Source organism: Streptomyces sp. NPDC043996 (genome assembly GCF_056435225.1).
In genome coordinates this window covers 73,166-91,633 of sequence record NZ_JBWKEY010000009.1, presented here as the reverse complement: position 1 = coordinate 91,633, position 18,468 = coordinate 73,166, and the positions used below count along the sequence as shown (strand labels likewise).

The 18,468-nt window shown below is 73.3% G+C and carries 17 protein-coding genes and 1 riboswitch; of the genes, 12 read left to right on the top strand and 5 right to left on the bottom strand.

Going from position 1 to position 18,468, the window contains the following annotated elements:
* Nucleotides 1-130: 130 nt before the first annotated feature.
* Nucleotides 131-261: riboswitch (FMN riboswitch) on the top strand.
* Between the two features lie 176 nt (nucleotides 262-437).
* The 10 genes from ribD (at nucleotide 438) to AC07A4_RS23570 (ending at nucleotide 8,994) form a co-directional block, all read left to right on the top strand.
* Nucleotides 438-1,529 carry a bifunctional diaminohydroxyphosphoribosylaminopyrimidine deaminase/5-amino-6-(5-phosphoribosylamino)uracil reductase RibD gene (ribD, locus tag AC07A4_RS23615; RefSeq protein ID WP_478601885.1) on the top strand — a complete coding sequence of 364 codons (1,092 nt, stop codon included), beginning with the start codon at nucleotides 438-440 and terminating at the stop codon, nucleotides 1,527-1,529.
* Nucleotides 1,530-1,531: 2 nt separating this feature from the next.
* The gene (locus tag AC07A4_RS23610; RefSeq protein WP_478601882.1) at nucleotides 1,532-2,146 is read left to right on the top strand and encodes a riboflavin synthase; all 615 of its coding nucleotides are present in this window, start codon (nucleotides 1,532-1,534) and stop codon (nucleotides 2,144-2,146) included.
* Complete coding sequence (locus tag AC07A4_RS23605) at nucleotides 2,143-2,808, top strand: nicotinamide mononucleotide transporter family protein (protein WP_478601879.1); 666 nt, start codon at nucleotides 2,143-2,145, stop codon at nucleotides 2,806-2,808. The genes AC07A4_RS23610 and AC07A4_RS23605 overlap by 4 nt, the downstream gene beginning before the upstream one ends.
* On the top strand, nucleotides 2,805-4,130 hold the full coding sequence (locus AC07A4_RS23600) for a bifunctional 3,4-dihydroxy-2-butanone-4-phosphate synthase/GTP cyclohydrolase II (protein WP_478601876.1): 1,326 nt from the start codon (nucleotides 2,805-2,807) through the stop codon (nucleotides 4,128-4,130). Before AC07A4_RS23605 ends, AC07A4_RS23600 begins: the two co-directional genes overlap by 4 nt.
* 36 nt (nucleotides 4,131-4,166) lie before the next feature.
* A complete protein-coding gene (gene ribH / locus AC07A4_RS23595; RefSeq protein ID WP_478601873.1) occupies nucleotides 4,167-4,652 on the top strand; it encodes a 6,7-dimethyl-8-ribityllumazine synthase in 486 nt (161 codons plus the stop codon).
* 35 nt (nucleotides 4,653-4,687) lie between these two features.
* Nucleotides 4,688-4,960, top strand: coding sequence for a phosphoribosyl-ATP diphosphatase (locus tag AC07A4_RS23590; protein WP_384793960.1), 273 nt, complete (start codon nucleotides 4,688-4,690; stop codon nucleotides 4,958-4,960).
* A gap of 94 nt (nucleotides 4,961-5,054) precedes the next feature.
* Nucleotides 5,055-5,903 (top strand): ATP phosphoribosyltransferase, encoded by an 849-nt coding sequence (gene hisG, locus AC07A4_RS23585; RefSeq protein ID WP_478601870.1) that lies wholly within the window; start codon nucleotides 5,055-5,057, stop codon nucleotides 5,901-5,903.
* A gap of 17 nt (nucleotides 5,904-5,920) precedes the next feature.
* The gene (locus tag AC07A4_RS23580) at nucleotides 5,921-6,373 is read left to right on the top strand and encodes a PH domain-containing protein (RefSeq protein ID WP_478601867.1); all 453 of its coding nucleotides are present in this window, start codon (nucleotides 5,921-5,923) and stop codon (nucleotides 6,371-6,373) included.
* 198 nt (nucleotides 6,374-6,571) lie between these two features.
* On the top strand, nucleotides 6,572-7,936 hold the full coding sequence (locus AC07A4_RS23575) for a hemolysin family protein (RefSeq protein WP_478601864.1): 1,365 nt from the start codon (nucleotides 6,572-6,574) through the stop codon (nucleotides 7,934-7,936).
* The gene (locus AC07A4_RS23570; RefSeq protein WP_478601861.1) at nucleotides 7,933-8,994 is read left to right on the top strand and encodes a hemolysin family protein; all 1,062 of its coding nucleotides are present in this window, start codon (nucleotides 7,933-7,935) and stop codon (nucleotides 8,992-8,994) included. The genes AC07A4_RS23575 and AC07A4_RS23570 overlap by 4 nt, the downstream gene beginning before the upstream one ends.
* A 95-nt stretch (nucleotides 8,995-9,089) precedes the next feature.
* Here the strand turns inward: AC07A4_RS23570 and AC07A4_RS23565 are convergent, their stop codons facing one another.
* Nucleotides 9,090-9,761, bottom strand: a complete 672-nt coding sequence (locus tag AC07A4_RS23565; protein ID WP_478601858.1) for a response regulator — start codon at nucleotides 9,759-9,761, stop codon at nucleotides 9,090-9,092.
* Nucleotides 9,762-10,084: 323 nt separating this feature from the next.
* Here AC07A4_RS23565 and AC07A4_RS23560 point away from each other — a divergent pair, with 323 nt between their 5' ends.
* Nucleotides 10,085-10,258, top strand: coding sequence for a hypothetical protein (locus AC07A4_RS23560; RefSeq protein ID WP_478601855.1), 174 nt, complete (start codon nucleotides 10,085-10,087; stop codon nucleotides 10,256-10,258).
* Between the two features lie 58 nt (nucleotides 10,259-10,316).
* Here AC07A4_RS23560 and AC07A4_RS23555 read toward each other — a convergent pair whose 3' ends face one another.
* The 3 genes from AC07A4_RS23555 to AC07A4_RS23545 all read right to left on the bottom strand — a co-directional run bounded on the left by AC07A4_RS23555 (nucleotide 10,317) and on the right by AC07A4_RS23545 (nucleotide 15,400).
* Complete coding sequence (locus AC07A4_RS23555; protein WP_478601852.1) at nucleotides 10,317-12,278, bottom strand: sensor histidine kinase; 1,962 nt, start codon at nucleotides 12,276-12,278, stop codon at nucleotides 10,317-10,319.
* 126 nt (nucleotides 12,279-12,404) lie between these two features.
* Entirely contained in the window at nucleotides 12,405-14,291 is a 1,887-nt protein-coding gene (locus AC07A4_RS23550) for an AAA family ATPase (protein ID WP_478601850.1), read from the bottom strand.
* A 449-nt stretch (nucleotides 14,292-14,740) separates the two neighbouring features.
* On the bottom strand, nucleotides 14,741-15,400 hold the full coding sequence (locus AC07A4_RS23545) for a uridine kinase family protein (protein WP_478601847.1): 660 nt from the start codon (nucleotides 15,398-15,400) through the stop codon (nucleotides 14,741-14,743).
* 144 nt (nucleotides 15,401-15,544) lie between these two features.
* On the opposite strand from AC07A4_RS23545, the gene AC07A4_RS23540 reads away from it, so the two are divergent.
* The gene (locus tag AC07A4_RS23540) at nucleotides 15,545-16,909 is read left to right on the top strand and encodes a peptidase C39 family protein (RefSeq protein ID WP_478601844.1); all 1,365 of its coding nucleotides are present in this window, start codon (nucleotides 15,545-15,547) and stop codon (nucleotides 16,907-16,909) included.
* 52 nt (nucleotides 16,910-16,961) lie between these two features.
* Here the strand turns inward: AC07A4_RS23540 and AC07A4_RS23535 are convergent, their stop codons facing one another.
* Nucleotides 16,962-18,467 carry a M1 family metallopeptidase gene (locus AC07A4_RS23535; protein ID WP_478601841.1) on the bottom strand — a complete coding sequence of 502 codons (1,506 nt, stop codon included), beginning with the start codon at nucleotides 18,465-18,467 and terminating at the stop codon, nucleotides 16,962-16,964.
* Between the last annotated feature and the right edge of the window lies 1 nt (nucleotide 18,468).

Genomic DNA, 18,468 nt, shown 5'->3' with positions numbered 1-18,468 from the left:
GATGGATTTCCGGTCAGAAGGGGGCGACACGATCCGGCCGGAGCCGTGCGGCCAGGGCCTGTGAGCCAGCCCACAGCGGGCGGCCCGCACGGCCACTACCAGGCGTGGCACACTGGCTGCGTACCAAAAGCAGCGCACTCCGGGGTCGGTGTAATTCCGAACCGGCGGTTATAGTCCGCGACCCGGCCACCTCCAGTGGCCGGTTGACCAGGTGAAACTCCTGGACCGACGGTGAAAGTCCGGATGGGAGGCAGTGCGCGGCGAGCAGGCACACCCCTGTGTGCCGAGCCGCCGTAGTGGCTTGTTCCCCACGTGACCTACGTGGGATTCCTGGACAGGTCTCGCTCGGCGTCCTCGGCCCCGTGTGTCCTCGCTCGTACGTTGTCGTCGTCATCGACGCGCCCCGGAGTCCGTGCCCGAAGAGGCAGGAGGACCCGGTGGCCACCCAGGCCGAAGCAGCCGCCATGCGGCGCGCGCTCGCCCTCGCGGCGCTCGGACGCGGCCGCACGAGCCCCAACCCCGTCGTCGGCTGCGTCGTCATCGACGCCGCCGGTGAGACGGTCGGCGAGGGCCACCACCAGCGCGCGGGCGGCCCGCACGCCGAGGTCCACGCCCTGCGCGCGGCCGGTGCCAAGGCCCGCGGCGCCACCGCCGTCGTCACCCTCGAACCCTGCGACCACACCGGCCGCACCGGCCCCTGCGCCCAGGCCCTCATCGAGGCCGGCGTCACCCGCGTCGTGTACGCGGTCGGCGACCCGACCCCGGACGCCACCGGCGGCGCCCGCACCCTGCGCGCCGCCGGCGTGGACGTCGAGGAGGGCCTGCTCGCGGCCGAGGCCGAGGAGGTCAACGCCGCCTGGCTGACCTCCGTGCGCCGCGGCCGCCCCCACGTCACCTGGAAGTACGCGGCCACCCTCGACGGCCGCGCCGCCGCCGCCGACGGCACCAGCCGCTGGATCACCTCCGCCGCCGCCCGCGCCGACGTCCACCGGCTGCGCGCCGAGTGCGACGTCGTCGTCGTCGGCTCCGGGACCCAGCGCGCCGACGACCCGCACCTCGCCGTCCGCGGCATCGACGGCGCCCCGCAGCCGCTGCGCGTCGTCGTCGACACCCACGCCACGGCCGTGCGGCCCGGCGCCCGCGTCCTCGACGCCGCCGCGCCCACGCTCGTCGCCGTCGCCGATGACACCGACCCCGCGCTCGCCCTGCCCGGCGTCGACACCGTGCGCCTGCCGCGCACCGACCGGGGCGTGGACATCGGCGCCCTGCTCACCGCGCTGCACGCGCGCGGCGTCCGGTCCGTGCTGCTCGAAGGCGGCCCGACGCTGGCCGGGGCCTTCGTCGCCGCGGGCGCCGTCGACCGCGTCGTCGGCTATCTCGCCCCCGCGCTGCTCGGCGAAGGACCCACCGTCCTCGCGAGCGCCGGAATCACCACCATCACCGACGCGTTGCGCCTGGACCTGACCGAGGCCGTCCGGGTCGGCACCGATCTGCGCGTCACCGCCACCGTCGCACCGAAGGAGAACTGAGCGTGTTCACCGGAATCGTCGAAGAGCTGGGCGAGGTCACCGCCGTCGAGAACCTCGGTGACGCGTCCCGCTTCCGTCTGCGCGGCCCCGTCGTCACCGACGGCGCGAAGCACGGCGACTCCATCGCCGTCAACGGCGTGTGTCTGACCGTCGTCGACCACGAGGGCGACGAGTTCACCGCCGATGTGATGGCCGAGACCCTCAACCGCTCCAGCCTCGGCGCGCTCGCCCCCGGCGCCCGGGTCAACCTGGAGCGCCCCACCGCCGTGGGCGCGCGCCTCGGCGGCCACATCGTGCAGGGCCACGTCGACGGGACCGGCACCGTCCTCGACCGCAAGCGCTCCGAGAACTGGGAGATCGTCAAGGTCTCCCTGCCCGCGGACCTCGCCCGCTATGTGGTCGAGAAGGGCTCCATCACCGTTGACGGAGTGAGCCTGACCGTCGTCGACGCCGGGCCCGACTACTTCACCGTCAGCCTGATCCCCACGACGCTCGCGCTCACCACCCTCGGCGTCAAGCAGCCCGGCGACCCGGTCAACCTCGAGGTCGACATCATCGCCAAGTACGTCGAGCGCCTGCTCGGCACCCGTGCCCACACCGAAGAGGCGAGCCGATGAACCCGCTGAACTGGCTCAACTCCGAGGCCTTCACGGCCTTCGGCCAGCACATCCTGTGGTCCGACATGGTCGGCAACAGCATCGGCCTCATCGCCCTCGCGCTCGGCTGGCGCCGCTCGGTGTGGACCTGGCCCGCGCAGTTCCTCTCCGGCGTGATCCTCGTCGGCGCGTACGCCTCCGCGCAGCTGTCCGGCGGCGTCGGCAAGCAGCTGCTCGTCATCGGCGTCGCGGCGTGGGGCTGGCGGCAGTGGACCCGCGGCACCCAGAAGGCGCAGGACGGCTCCATCGCCGTCCGCTTCGCCACCTGGAAGGAGCGCGGACTGCTCCTCGGCGCCACCGCCGCGGGCACCCTCGCCGTCGGCGCCCTGTTCTCCGCCGTGCCCGATCTTTCCTGGAACCCCTGGCCGGACGCCTACATCTTCGTCGGCACGCTCGCCGCGATGGTCGCCCAGGCGCGCGGCCTCATCGAGTTCTGGTTCGCCTGGCTGCTCGTCGACGTCGTCGGCGTCCCGCTCGCGTTCTCCAGCGGCCTCGCCTTCTCCGGCCTGGTGTACGTCGTCTACCTCGCCCTGGTCCTGTGGGGCATGCGCGACTGGTGGCTCAGGTCGCGCCGCACGGTCACTCCGCAGCAGCAGCCCGTCATCGAAGGAGCCCCGGCATGACCACGCAGCCCACCGCAGCCCCGGACGACGCCGGGACCGTGCACCCCTTCTACTACACGACGGACAACTCCGAGGACCTCTGCCTCGACCCCGTCGAGCTGGCCGTCCGCGACATCGCCGCAGGCCGCCCCGTCGTGGTCGTCGACGACGAGGACCGGGAGAACGAGGGCGACCTCGTCATCGCCGCCGAGAAGGCCACCCCCGAGATAGTGGCCTTCATGATGAGCGAGTGCCGGGGCCTGATCTGCGCCCCGATGGAGGGCTCCGAACTGGACCGCCTCGACCTGCCGCAGATGGTCACGGACAACACCGAGTCCATGCGCACGGCCTTCACCGTGACCGTCGACGCCAGCGCCGCGCACGGCGTGACCACCGGCATCTCCGCCGCCGACCGCGCCACCACCCTCCAGATGCTCGCCGGGGGCAAGGCCAGTGCTGCCGACTTCGTGCGCCCCGGCCACATCTTCCCGCTGCGGGCCAAGGAGGGCGGCGTCCTCGCCCGCAACGGCCACACCGAGGCCGCCGTCGACCTCGCGCGGCTCGCGGGCCTGCGCCCCGCCGGGGCCATCGTCGAGATCGCCGGCGAGGACGGGCGCATGCTGCGCCTGCCCCAGCTCATCCCCTTCGCACGGAAGCACGGACTGACCATCATCTCCATCGAGGACCTGATCGACTACCGCCGCTCCGCCGAGCCGACCGTCCGCCGCGAGGCCGAGGTCCACCTGCCCACCGCCTTCGGCGAGTTCACCGCGTACGGCTACCGCTCCACGGCCGACGGCGTCGAGCACGTGGCGCTCGTCCACGGCGACATCGACGGCGGCGAGGACGTCCTGGTGCGCCTGCACTCCGAGTGCCTGACCGGCGACGTCTTCCACTCCCTGCGCTGCGACTGCGGCCCGCAGCTCCAGGAGTCCATGCGGCGCATCGCCGACACCGGGCGCGGCGTCGTGGTCTATCTGCGCGGCCACGAGGGCCGCGGCATCGGCCTGATGTCCAAGCTGCGCGCCTACGAACTCCAGGAGCGCGGCAGCGACACCCTGGACGCCAACCTCGAACTTGGCCTGCCCGCCGACGCCCGCGACTACGGCGCGGGCGCGCAGATCCTCGACGACCTCGGCGTGCGCAGCCTGCGCCTTCTCACCAACAACCCCGACAAGACGGAGGCGCTCGCCCGCCACGGCCTGAAGGTCATCGCCCGCGAGCCCATGCCCGTCACCGCGGGCGAGCACAATCTGCGCTACCTGCGCACCAAGCGCGACCGCATGGGCCACGACCTGCCCTGGCTCGACGCCACGGACATGTCCGCCTGCGGCAACCAGTGATCCGACCCCAGTAGACGACCCCCTGAGGAGAAGCGCGTGAGCGGCAAGGGTGCCCCCGAACTGAGCGTGAAGAACTGCGGCGACCTGCGCGTGGCCGTCGTCGCGGCCCTGTGGCACGAGAAGGTCATGGACGGCCTCGTGGACGGCGCGCTGCGCGCCCTGCACGAACTCGGCATCGACGAGCCGACCCTCCTGCGCGTGCCCGGCAGCTTCGAGCTGCCGGTCGTCGCCAAGGTCCTCGCGGGCCGCGGCTACGACGCGATCGTCGCCCTCGGCGTCGTCATCCGCGGGGGCACCCCGCACTTCGAGTACGTGTGCCAGGGCGTCACCCAGGGCCTCACCCAGGTGACCGTGGACACCGGGGTGCCGATCGGCTTCGGCGTCCTGACCTGCGACACCGAGGAGCAGGCCCTGGACCGCGCGGGCATCGAGGGCTCCACCGAGGACAAGGGCCACGAGGCGGTCACCGCCGCCGTGGCCACGGCGGCCACGCTGCGGACCGTCTCCGAGCCCTGGCGCTGAGGGGCGTTCCACGGGCGCGTAGAGTAAGCGACATCATGTCCAAGAAGACTTTCGAGGAGCTCTTCACCGAGCTCCAGCAGAAGGCCGCGCACGGCGACCCGGCCACCTCCCGCACCGCCGAGCTGGTGGAGAAGGGCGTCCACGCGATCGGCAAGAAGGTCGTCGAGGAGGCCGCCGAGGTGTGGATGGCCGCCGAATACGAGGGCAAGGAAGCCGCCGCCGAGGAGATCTCGCAGCTCCTGTACCACGTACAGGTGATGATGGTCGCCCGCGGCATCTCCCTCAGCGACGTGTACGCCCACCTCTAGGACGAACGTTCTATCCAGCGCGCGTGCAGTACGCCGCCCGCCTCGCACCCACGTACCCACGTACCCGCACTGTCACGCAAAGGAATCCGACCTCATGCTGCGCATCGCCATTCCCAACAAGGGTTCACTGTCCGGACCTGCGTCGGCGATGCTGCATGAGGCCGGATACCAGCAGCGCCGCGAGTCCAAGGAACTCGTCATCGTCGACCCCGAGAACGAGGTCGAGTTCTTCTACCTGCGCCCGCGCGACATCGCCATCTACGTCTCGTCCGGCAAGCTCGACATCGGCATCACAGGACGCGACCTCCTGATCGACTCCGGCGCCGACGCCGAGGAGATCCTGCCGCTCGGCTTCGCCCGCTCCACCTTCCGCTTCGCGGCCAGGCCGGGCACCGCCGACGGCCTCGCGGACCTCAAGGGCCGCACGATCGCCACCTCGTACGAGGGCATCGTGGCCAAGCACCTGGCCGACCACGACGTCGACGCCTCCGTCATCCACCTGGACGGCGCCGTCGAGACCGCCATCGAGCTGGGCGTCGCCCAGGTCATCGCCGACGTCGTGGAGACCGGCACCAGCCTGCGCAACGCGGGCCTCGAAGTCTTCGGCGAGCCCATCATGAAGTCCGAGGCCGTCGTCATCCGGCGCACCGGCGCCGGCGCCGAAGAGCCGAAGGTGCAGCAGTTCCTGCGCCGCCTCCAGGGCGTCCTGGTCGCCCGGACGTACGTGATGATGGACTACGACTGCCGCGCCGAGCACCTGGAGCAGGCCGTCGCCCTCACCCCCGGCCTGGAGTCGCCGACGATCTCGCCGCTGCACAACGAGGGCTGGGTCGCCGTCCGCTCCATGGTCCCCACCAAGGACGCGCAGCGGGTCATGGACGACCTGTACGCCATCGGCGCGCGCGCCATCCTGACCACCGCGATCCACGCCTGCCGCCTCTGATGGCCGGAGCGAACGCCATGACCGAGCCCACCGCACCGCCCGCCCTGCCCGTCACCTTCCGGCCCGCACGGACCCGCGTCGTCCTGCTCGGCGCCGCGGTCGCGATCTTCGCGGTCCTGGTGGTGATCGCGGTGATCCTGCCCGACCTCAACCCGGGCGAGCGGGTCAGCTTCGTCTTCACCGGCGCGCTGCTCTCCGGCGCCCTCGCCCTGCTCAGCAGGCCCAAGGTCGTCGCCGACGACTCCGGGGTGACCGTCGTCAACATCGCCACCCGGCGCCGCCTGGAGTGGGCCGAGATCGTCCAGGTCAATCTGCGGCCGGGCGACCCGTGGGTGTTCCTCAACCTCGCCGACGGCACCAGCCTGCCCGCCCTCGGCATCCAGCCGGGCATCGCCAAGCAGCAGGCCATCGCCGACGCCCGCGCCCTGCGCGCCCTCGCCGAGGCGCGCTCCGCGAGCGACGGCGGCTGACCTTTCGCGGGTGTCTTGATTAATCTGGTGGCGGGGCAGGCCCGGTACGCCTCCCCGCCCCCGCCGGGCCCAAGGCTCCCGGGGGCTCCTGCTAACCGAGGAGTGACTCCCTCCGGCGATGGACGGATCGTCCTGTAGTACCTGCGCCGCCCCCTGTCGACATACGGGCACCCGCTTCGCGGACGAGGCGGCGGCCTCATGACCCTCCCCCTGCTGCTCCTCGGAGCGGCCTTCCTGCTGATCCTCGCCAACGGCTTCTTCGTCGCGGCCGAGTTCGGCCTCGTCACCGTCGAGCGGCCGGACGCCGAGAAGGCCGCGGCCGACGGCGACCGGCGCGCCCGCACCGTCGTCAGCGCCCTCAAGGAGCTGTCCTTCCAGCTGTCGGGCACCCAGCTCGGCATCACCCTCACCTCCCTGGTCATCGGCATGCTCGCCGAACCGGCCCTCGCACATCTGCTCACGGGCCCGTTCACGGCCACCGGCATGCCCAAGGCCGCGGTCCCCGGCGTGTCCGTGGCCGTCGGCATGTTCCTGGCGGCCGCCGTGCAGATGGTCATCGGCGAACTCGTGCCGAAGAACTGGGCCGTGTCCAGGCCGCTGCACGTGGCGCGGTTCGTCGCGGGCCCACAAGCCGCGTTCTCGCGCCTGTTCCGGCCGGTGATCGCCGCCCTGAACGCCGTCGCCAACCGCTGCGTGCGCGCCTTCGGCGTCGAGCCCACCGACGAGCTCGCCTCCGCCCGCACCCCCGGCGAACTGGTCTCGCTCGCCCGGCACTCGGCCCGCGCCGGAGCCCTGGAGCAGCACACCGCCGACCTGTTCGTCCGCACCCTCTCGCTCGGGGAGCTCACCGCGCAGCACGTCATGACGCCCCGGGTGAAGGTGAGCGCGCTGCAGGCCACCGCGACCGCCGAGGACGTGGTCAACCTGACCCGCGCCACCGGCCTGTCCCGCTTCCCGGTCTACCGCGAGCGGATCGACGAAATAGTCGGCGCGGTCCACCTCAAGGACGCCCTCGCCGTGCCCGGCCACGCCCGGCTGCGCACGCCCGTCAGCCGCATCGCCAAGGCGCCGCTCCTCGTCCCCGAGACGCTGCCCGTGCAGCCCCTCCTGGAGCGGCTGCGCAGCGAGCAGCCGATGGCGGTCGTCGTCGACGAGTACGGCGGCACGGCCGGTGTCGTCACCCTGGAGGACATCGTCGAGGAACTCGTCGGCGAGGTCCGCGACGAGCACGACCGCCAGGACCTGCCCGAACTCGCCGCGGCCGCGCCCGAGGACGGCCGCCCGGCCTGGGACGCCGACGGCGGCTGCCGCGTCGACACGCTGCGGCGCATAGGACTCGACGTGCCCGAGGGCCCGTACGAGACCGTGGCCGGGCTCGTCGCCGACCTGCTCGGCCGCATCCCGGCGCCCGGCGACCGCGCCGAACTGCCCGGCTGGCGCCTGTCGGTGCGGCAGGTCGGGCACTACCGCGCCGAGCGGGTGCGGCTCGTGCGCACCGCGGGGGACGCGGCCCCCGGGCCCAGGCCCGCGGTGGAGCGGGGCGTCGTGGAGGCCGTGCGATGAGCGCTCTGCAACTGCTGTTCGCGCTCCTGCTCGTGTGCGCCAACGGCTTCTTCGTGGGCGCGGAGTTCGCGCTCGTCTCCGTGCGCCGCAGCCAGATCGAGCCGCTCGGCACCGCGCGGGCCCGCCAGGTCCTGTACGGCCTCGAGCACCTGCCGCAGATGATGGCCGCCGCCCAGTTCGGCATCACCGTCTGCTCGTTGACGCTCGGCGCCGTCGCCGAGCCGACCGTGGCGCACCTGCTCGAGCCGCTGTTCGCGGCGGCGCACCTGCCCGAGGGCGTGATCCACCCGCTCGGGTATGTGATCGCGCTCGCCGTCGTCGTCTTCCTCCACCTCGTCATCGGCGAGATGGTCCCGAAGAACCTGGCGATGGCGGCGCCGGAGCGGACCGCGCTGTGGCTCAGCCCGGCCCTGGTCGCCTTCGCCCGGCTCTGCCGCCCGCTGACGGCCGCGCTCGGCGCCTGCGCCCGGCTGGTCCTGCGGCTGTTCAAGGTCGAGCCGAAGGACGAGGTCGAGGCGGTCTTCACCAGCGTGCAGCTCGGCCGTCTGGTCGAGGACGCGGGGCAGGCGGGGCTGCTCGACCCGCGGGCGCAGGAACGCCTGGAGGACGCCCTCGAACTGGGCTCGCGCCCGGTCACCGACGTCCTGCTCGACGGCGCGTCCCTGGTCACCGTCGGCCCCTCGGTCACCCCCGACCAGGTCATCGAGCTGACCGCCCGCACCGGCTACTCCCGCTTCCCGGTCCGCGCCGACGGCGGCGCCTTCATGGGCTATCTGCACGTGAAGGACGTCCTGGACCTGGAGGACACCGGCCGCGCGGTGCCCCAGCAGGTCTGGCACCAGATGACCACGCTGCGCGCCGAACTGCCCCTGGACGACGCCCTCACGGTGATGCGGCACGCCGCGACGCACCTGGCGCAGGTCGCCGACGCCACGGGCCGGGTGCTCGGCCTCGTCGCCCTGGAGGACGTGCTCGAACTCCTGGTCGGCGAGGTCAGGGACCCGGCCCACCGCGTGACGGTGCCACGGGCGGTACGGGGGAGGGAACTCGTGAGCTGACGCGCCCGCGCCGGACGGGTCGCGCCCTTCGGCGCCGGACGGGGAGATTCAGCCCGTCCGGCGCTTGAGGACGAGCGCGCGGCGCGACAAACGGGTCAAGGCCTCCGGCCAAGCCCGGCGTCGCGGGCCCGGACGATGGCCGCCGCCCGGTCGGCGACCTGGAGCTTTATGAAGATCGCCGAGATGTGGTTGCTGATGGTCTTCGGGGCGAGCCGCAGCCTGCGGGCGATCGCCGGGTTGGCGAGGCCCGCCGCGATCAGGTCGAGCACCTCGAGCTCGCGCGCCGTCAGCTCCGGGAACGGTGAGCGCGCCGCCGCCTCCCGCGGCCGGGACATCCACTCGGCGACGCGCCGGGCGATGCGGGGACCGAAGATGGCCTCCCCGGCGGCCACGCAGCGCACCGCCCGCACGATCTCGTCCTGCGCGGCGCCCTTGAGGATGTAGCCGCGGGCGCCCGCCCGCATCGCCGCGAACACCGACTCGTCGTCCTCGAACATCGTCAGGACGAGCACCGCCGTGTCCGGCGCGGAGGCGAGCACCTCGCGCGTCGCGCTGACCCCGTCCAGATCCGGCATCTCCAGGTCGATGACGAGCACCCGGGGCCGGTGCAGGAGCGTCTCGCGCACCGCGTCCCTGCCGCCCGCCGCCTCGCCGACCACCCGGATGCCCTCGATGGACCCGAGCAGGGCCCTGAGCCCGCCGCGCACCACGGGATGGTCGTCGGCGAGAACCACGGTGAGCTCACAGGGCTCGGCGGGCGTCGTCAAGGCGCGGCTCCCCACAGCGGCGGTGCGTCGGTCCGTATCTACCCATCGTCGGGGACGGCCGACTCCTTTGTCCTGGGTGCCGGTTCCCGCGCGGGCCGGGAGGCTTTCCCGGGACGCGCGGGAGCGGGCGCCCTCACCAAGGGGGAGTGCCGCGCGTCATCCTGAGCGTCGAACGGGGGCGGCCGGGCCCGTGCCACCGGGCCCGGCCGAAGGCCGAACCCCCCTGCCACTCAGGAAGGGGAGCTCCGTGCGTCCTCACGCCGGTACGTGCGCGCTCCGGCACGTGCTCGTCCCCGCAGGTCCGCATCCCAAGGAGAACGGCTATGCGCAAGAACCTCAAGGCAGTTGGCGTGGCGACCCTTGCCGCGGCGGCCCTCTGCGCCGGCTTCGCCGGCACGACAGCGGCGCGGGCGGTGGGGGGAGGTGGTGCCGCCACGAGCGTCATGACCGCCGGTGAGTACCTCTACCACCGGGCGCTGCTCGGCCTGTACGGCTGACGGGGGCCCGTACGGCTGACGGGCCCGAAACCTCAGCCGTACGGTGCCGCGCTGGGCGCTAGCCCGACCGCAACGGCAGGACGGCGCTGACCTCGCCGCCCTCAGGACCGGGACGGCAGTCGCACCAGCCGGCGACCTCGGCGGCCCGCTCCGCCATCGTGGACATGCCCACACCGGGCCGCCACGCCACGGCGGACGGGCCGCCGTTGTCGGTGACGTCGACGCGCAGCGCGTCGTCCACGCGCAGCCGCACCAGGGCGTGGTCGGCCCGCGAGTGCCGGGCCGCGTTCGTGAGCGCCTCGGTCGCGATGCGGTACGCCGCCACCTCGACGGCGGCCGGAAGCCGGGGGAGCCTGCCGGGCGCGTCGATGGTGATGGCGAGCGGGGCGCCGCCGTCGCGGTGGCTCAGCCGCTCCGCCTGCCGGGTGAGGGCGACGATCAGCCCCAGCTCGTCCAGGGCGGGCGGCCGCAGCCCTTCGATGAGGCGGCGGATCTCGTCGATGGCGCCGCTCGCGTGCCCGCGCAGTTGGTCGAGGAGCTGTTCGGCCGTGTCCGGGTCGGTGCGCACGAGGTTGCGCACCGCGTCGGCGGTGAAGGCCAGGCCGGTGAGGGTGGGGCCGAGCCCGTCGTGCAGATCGCGGCGCAGCCGCCGCCGCTCCTCCTCGCGGGCCGACACCAGGCGCTCCCGCGAGGACTGCAGCTCCTTGGAGAGTACGGTCGCGCGCACCGCGACGCCGAGCGGCACCACCAGGACCTTCAGGGTGCGCAGGTCCTCCGCGCCGAGGCGGGGCTGGCCCCTGCGGGTGCCCACGACCAGCTCCGCCTCCTTGGTGCCGGGCGCGGGCAGCGGCACCACCACGCACCCCGGCGGCCGGGTCCCGGACGCCGCCACCGCCCGCCCCTCCAGGAGGAACGCGGCGTACGGCAGCCGCAGCGCGTCCCGCACCGCGAGCAGCAGCCCGTCCAGGCCGGTCTCCGCGGTCAGCCGGGCACCCAGCCGGTTGAGCGCGCGCACGGGGTCGCCGCGGTCGCCGTAAAGGAGCTGGTCGATGGCGCGCTGGAGGACGCCGCGCACGGGGTGGAAGGCGATCGCCACGCCGACGGCGACGAGCGCGGCGCCGCCGAGGTGGAAGGTCTCGCGCAGCGCGTGGTCGAGGAAGAGCACCACCGCCGTGTACACGCCGAGCACCCCGAGCGAGAGCGCCAGGTACAGCAGGGCCCGTGAGACCACCCACTGGATGTCCAGCAGATGCGGGCGCAGGATCGCGACGGCGATCGCGATCGGCTGGGCGACGATGAACACCTGGAGCCCCTCCGCCCGCATGCCAAGCGGCCACCAGGGGATGGCGCACAGCACGGCGAGCATCAGCCACAGCATCTGGCGGCGCAGCCGCTCGTCGCCCCAGCGGTAGCGCGCTATCACGGCGGCGAGGTCGATGAGCAGCGGCACGAAGATGCCGAGCAGGTCGGTCTGCGCCCGGTACGGCTCGAGCGGCGGCCAGCTCAGGACGTGCAGATAGCCGGAGGGCCCGCCGAGCGCGTACGGCTGCGGCGTCGTCACGCTCCACAGCCAGAACAGGACCCCGATCGTGGCGGTGCCCCAGGCGACCGGCCGCCAGCGCGGGCCCGGCAGGCATCCGGTGGGGAAGAGCAGCAGCGCGAGTGGCACGAACAGGCGCAGGCCGAGCGGCCAGGAGGCGAGCGCGGTGGTCACGAGCACCCGCAGCGCGCCCTCGCTCCAGCCGTCGCGCAGGCCGAGGGCGAGGAAGCCGAGGGCGGCGACGGTCAGGGCGTGGGCGGCCCCGCCGCCCAGCAGCAGCCAGCCGATCGGGTTGCGGGGGCGGCGCCAGGCCACGGCGACGCCGCAGGCGGCGAAGACGAGGGACAGCACGGTGTCCGTCACGACGAAGCTGTCGACGGCGAGCTGGAAGCCGAGCCCGCACGCGATCCACAGCGCGACTCCGGTGGAGGTGGCCGCCGTGACGGCGGCGAAGGAGCCCCATGCCAGCCAGGTGGTCACCGTCGCGCACCCCCACCGTGTCCGCGCCTTTGCGGTCAGGGTCGCGGACTTTCGGCCCGGGGCCGGGGGCCTTGGGGGTCAAACGCCTCTAAGGGGTGACGGATCAGGGGTGCACGGGCGGGGCGCTCACGTCGGCCCCGAGGGGCCCGTGGGCCCCCGCCCGGAGAGGACCTCGCCGTACGCCTGCATCAGGTCGGGGAGGCGGAGCGTGGCCAGGTCCGTGCGGGACGGCTCGCCCGCGTAGCCGGACAGGCGCAGATCGCGGTAGGCGCAGCTCTTCTCGTACAGCGTCCGCAGGAAGCGGCCGTTGCCGAGCTCGTCGATCCACGCCTGGTCGACGACGTGCCCGCTGATGGACCGCAGTTCGTCGACGGCCTCCTCGTCCCACACGTCGCCGTTCTCGGCGGCGAGCACCTCGCCGATCGCGGTGAGTTCCAGCGGGCGGTACGAGGGGAAGTCGACGCGGGTGGTGAAGCGCGAGGACAGGCCGGGGTTGGCGGCGAGGAGGCGGTCCATGCCCTCGGGGTATCCGGCGAGGATCACGACCAGGTGGTCGCGGTTGTCCTCGGCGCGCTTCAACAGGACCTGCAGCGCCTCGTCGCCGTAGGCGTCGCCCTTGCCGTAGCCGGAGTTGGACAGGGCGTAGGCCTCGTCGACGAAGAGGACGCCGCCGATGGCGGAGTCGATGAGCTCGTTGGCCTTGACCGCGGTCTGGCCCAGGTACTCGCCGACCAGGTCGGCCCGCTGGGCCTCCACGAGGTGGTCGCCGCCGAGCAGCCCGAGGGCGTAGAAGACGCGGCCGAGGATGCGGGCGACGGTGGTCTTGCCGGTGCCGGAGGGCCCGGAGAAGACGAAGTGTCGTTTCGGCGGCTGCACCGGAAGGTTCTGGGCGGCGCGCAGACGGGCCATGTTCAGCTGCGCGGACAGCGCCTTGACCTGGCGTTTGACGGGTTCGAGCCCGACCATGCGCTCCAGTTCGGCGAGGGCCTGCGCGAGCAGCTCCGGGTCGGTGGGGCCGGACGGCAGCTGGGCGGCGGGCTTGACCGGGAGGATCGCCTTCTGGCGCACCGGGTCGGCGCCGGGCGGCTCGGGCGGCCCGCCGGGGGGCGGCAGTTCGGGCTCGGTGACCTTCAGGTCGCGGCCCTCGGCGCCGAACAGCGCGTCCACGCCGTCGGGCCCGTCCAGCGCGTCCTGGCCGAGGCCGGTGAGGGCGACGGCGGCCAGGTCGACGCCCTCGGCGTCGTCGTAGCCGTCGCCCTCGGCGATCGCGGCGAGCCGGGCGGAGGTGTCCATGAAGGCGGGGTCGACGCGGTGCACCGCGCGGTACAGCGGAAGCGCCGCGGCGGAGCGTCCTGTGCCCTCGTGCGCGCGGGCGAGCCAGTAGCGCAGCTCCTTGCGCTGCGGCTGCTCGCTGCGGCAGCGCATCAGGGCGGCGGAGAGCAGCGGTTCGGCCTGGCCGTACATGTCGAGGCGGACCCGGGCCATGCCGCCGAAGAGCCCGGCCTCGATGCCGAGCATGGCGTCGTCGATCAAGGAGTCGGTGTGCCGCACCAGTTGCTCCCAGTCCTTGACCAGGTAGGCGCGGCAGGCGTGCAGGAAGCGCACTTGGGCGTCGGCGTCGACGGGCGGCAACCCGGCGAGCGCCCGGTCGAGCTCGGGGACGTGGCGGCCGTCCAGCCAGTGCGAGGCGTGCGCGAGCAGCAGGTCGCGGGTGGACTCGAGGACGGGCTGGACCCACCAGCCGAGCCAGTACCAGGAGTTGAGGGTGCGGGTGTGGCGGGCGCGCTGTTCGCCGAAGCGGTCCCGGTGCTGGTACATCCGCAGCAGGGCCGTCGTGGTGTCGACGCGCAGCGCGTGCAGCCCGAGCCAGCCGTCGGCCATGCCGGGGTCCATGCGCACCGCGGCCCGGAACTCCTCCTCCGCCTGCGGATAGGCGCCCATCGTGTAGGCGTCGACGCCCCGCAGCCAGGCGAGGTCGGCCGGGGCGGCCCGGCCCTGCGTGCCGAAGTCCATCACGTCCCCCACAAACCGTGCCCCCGTGTCACCGGGTCGGTGCCCCTTGGCCACCGATCTGAACCGCCGTGCCGCGGACGGGAGTTGACTCGGTGCGCGAAGCCGCCGTCCGTCGCTCTCACCGAAAGGCATCGTACCTGCGAGGTGGGGCCCGGCCGTAGGGTGCGGCGGGGTGGGATCGGCGCGCTTCGCCCCGGCCCCAGCCCTGGGGGAAGAGGGCACTTCGGTGACCCTGGGTGAGCGAATGGCGGCTCGCGGCGGCCGGGGGAGCGGGGCTTCAGGGCAGAACGAAGCCCCCGATCACGGGGGAACAACCGGGGGCTTCGCGGGTGTGGGCGACCCGAAAGGCCGCACATTGAGAACGTAAGTCCTGTAAGGCCCCTGGGTCAAGCCGAGTTGAAGCGGTCTCGGAATCCGGCCACGGCGCGCGGAAGGGACTTTCCAAAGGTTCAGCGCGCTGCCGACTGTCCTTCACCGTGCGTGATGATCTGGGGCTCTGTTGCCGCTCCTGCGGGCCCCGTGAGCACCTCGTACCCCTCAGGCAACTCCCGTACCAGGAAATCGGCGCACGGCCGGGAGGGGTCCCCGGCGAAATGGCGTCGCTCGGCGGCCTCCCAGCCGTCCCAGAAGTCGCTGAGCGCCGGTCCGTCGCGGTGGCGCCCGCGGGCCCAGGAGGCTTCTTGGGGCAGTTCCATCCACAGCAGTCGCGCGAGGAACGGGCGTAGCACGCGGCGGCCCGCGCCGACACCCTCCAGGAGGATCACGGGGGCGGCGGGCAGTGGGCGTCTTGCAGGGCCGAAGCGGCGCGTGTTCCAGTCGTACGCCTCGTAGCGCGCCGTCTCGCCACGGGACAGCGGGTCGAGCACCTGCCGCCGCAGGCGTTCGGTCCAGTCGAAGAGCGCCTCGTGGCTCGCGATGTCGTCGAGCCGCAGCACCGGCGCGCCGTCCAGGGCCTCGGCCAGGCGCGTGGCGAACGTCGACTTGCCCGAGCCCGCGTGTCCGTCGACGCCGACGAGCCGGACAGGACCGCAGGACGGCGGCAGCGCGCGCAGGGCGCGGGCGAGGCGGGCGAGGCTGGGGGGTGGCGTGGGGCGCGGCGTCGATGTCATCAACCGCCAGCGTAGGCGCCCCGGCGCGTTTTCGTACGCGTGCGCGGTTCGGGGCGCTGTCCCAGGTCATACCAGTGATAACCCGTCCGGCCGCGGCCGGACCCCACGTCGAACCGGGGGCCCTCCATGGACCAAGCTGACGGCATGTCCCGCAGAAGACTCCTCGCCACCGCGGCGGGCGCCGCCGCGGTCACGGCCCTCGCGGCCGCCCCGGCGGGCGCCGCGCCGGGCGCACGCCGCCGCCCGCCGGGCGCGGCCCGCCCGGTGGACAACCGCTTCTGGACCTCCCGCGCCCACTGGCGCGGGGGCAGGGGCGAGGGCACCCGCGTCGTCGGCGGGCACCGGCCCGGCGTGGAGATCGCCGAGCCGCTCGGCACCACCGCCTACGCCGACCCGCACACGGGCCGGACCACCACCTGGGAGTACGCCCGCTGGACGTCCCCCGCGCACCGCCCCGCCGTGGCCGCCACCGAGGCCATCGCCTCCTGGAACGCCCGCACCCCCACCGGCACCTGGATCCAGATCGAGCTCGAGGGCACGTACTCCGACGGCACCACGACCCCGTGGTACGTCCTCGGCCGCTGGGCGTCGGGCGACGACCGCGAGGACCCGGCGGCCCCCGTCATACGCCGCACCTCGGTCGACGACCAGAGCGACGGCAAGTCGACGGTCTGGACGGACACCCTGTCCCTCGACGACACCACGACCGGCCTGCGCCTGGTCGCCTACCGCCTGCGGCTGACCCTGCACCGCCTGCCCGGCACGACCCTGACGCCCACGGTGTGGCGCGTCGGCGCGATGGCATCGGCGGTGCCCGACCGCTTCGAGGTGCCCGCGTCGACGCCGGGACCCGCCGGGGAGCTGGCCGTGCCGCGCTACTCGCAGGAGATCCACAAGGGCCAGTACCCGGAGTACGACAACGGCGGCGAGGCCTGGTGCAGCCCCACCTCGTCCCAGATGATCCTGGAGTACTGGGGCCGGCGGCCGACCCCGGACCAGCTCGCCTGGGTCGACCCGGCCTACGCCGACCCGCAGGTGTGCCACGCGGCGCGCCTCACCTACGACTACCAGTACGGCGGCTGCGGCAACTGGCCGTTCAACGCCGCCTACGCGGCGACGTACCCCGGCATCCAGGGCGTCGTCACCCGGCTCGGCTCCCTCACCGACCTGGAGACCCTCATCGCGGCGGGCATCCCCGTCATCACCTCCCAGTCGTTCCTGAAGGAGGAGCTGACCGGCGCCGGATACGGCACGGCGGGCCATCTGATGACCGTGATCGGCTTCACCGACGCCGGCGACGTGATCGCCAACGACCCGGCGTCCCCGAGCAACGCGGCCGTGCGCCGCGTCTACCGGCGGCGCGAGTGGGAGAACATCTGGCTGCGGACCAAGCGCAGGAACGCCGCAGGGAAGGTCGTCTCCGGCACCGGCGGGGTCTGCTACCTGTACTTCCCGCTGCGGCCCACGAAGGCGCAGGTGCGGGCGCTCGCGGCGGTCGGGGTGCGCTGAGCGCCCCGGGGAGGTTCCGCGCGGGGCGGAACCTCCCCTCACGCGTGGACGATCAGGTGGCCGGGTCCACCACCCAGTCCGGGTGCCCTGGCATCGGCGGCGTCTTCGAGCCGTACAGCCACGGCTTCAGGAAGCCCGCGAGGTCCTCGCCCGCGACCTTCGACGCGAGGTCGACGTAGTCCTGGGTGCTCGCGGCCTTCCCGCGGTACTGGGTGACCCAGGCCCGCTCGATCTTCTGGAAGGCGGCGTCGCCGACCTTCTCGCGCAGCGCGTAGAGCACCAGGGCCGAGCCGTCGTAGCGCATGCGCTTGAACAGGTTCGGCTCGGTGGGCTCGGCGGGCGCGCCGAAGTCCTTGCGCCACTGGTCGTGCGCCTTGTACGCGGCCTTCATGGCCGCCTCGAAGCTGGTGCCGCCGTGCGCCTCGGAGTACAGCCGCTCGTAGAAGCGGGCGTGGCCCTCGCTGACCCACAGGTCGGACCAGCCCTTGAGCGCCACGCTGTCGCCGAACCACTGGTGGGTGAGCTCGTGCACCAGGTTCCGCTCGGCGTCCACCTGGGTGCCGAGGAGGTCGGCCTTGGGGACGAGGGAGAGGGTCTGCGTCTCCAGGGCCACGCCGAGGTCGGTGTCGCCGACGAGGACGCCGTAGCGGTTGAACGGGTACGGGCCGAGCCGCTCCTCCAGCCAGGCCAGGTGGCCGGAGGTGAGCGCGCGGAACTTCGCGGTCGGCTCGACCAGGGCGTCCGGGACGACGTCGCGGATCGGCAGGCCGCGCGGGCCCTCGCGGTCGTCGAAGGTGAACTTGCCGACCGCGAGCTGCACCAGCTGCGTCGACAGCGGCTGCTCGGAGTCGTACGTCCACCGCACGCGGTCCCCCGGCCGGTCGCCCTTGCCGACCAGCTTGCCGTTGGCGACGGCCGTGCGGTCCTTCGGCGTGGTGATGCGGAAGGTGATCGGCGCGCGCTGGCTGGGGTGGTCGTTGGCGGGGAAGATCAGGCGGGCGCCGTTGGGCTGCGGATAGACGACCGTGCCGTCGGGCGTGGGAATCCAGCCGTAGTCCTCGATGGCGTCGTCGCGGTGGCGGACCTGGGTCGGGTCGGCGGTGTAGGTGACCTTCACGGTGAAGGCCCTGCCCTTGGCGATCGGCGACTTGGGCGTGACGGTCAGCTCGTCGCCCTCGCGCGAGGTGCCCGCGGCCTTCCCGTCGACGGTCACCGCGTGCAGGGTGTTGCCGCCGAAGTCGAGGTTGAAGCGGGACAGGGACTGGGTGGCGGTGGCCTTGATGGTGGCGCTCGCCGCGAACGGCGTCTTCGGGGCCTGCCAGTCGAAGTCGAGGAGATAGCGGTCGACCTTGTAGCCGCCGTTGCCGTCGAGCGGGAACATCGGGTCGCCGAGGCCGGGGGCCCCGGGGGTCGGCTTGCCGGGCCTGCCGTCGGCCGCGGCGGAGTCGGTGGCGGAGTCGGTGGCGTACGAGACCGGTCCGGTGAGGGCGGCCGCCGCGGTGACGGCCGCCGCGAGGGCGAGCCGTGCTCTGCGGCGGGGCGTCGAGGACGTACTCATC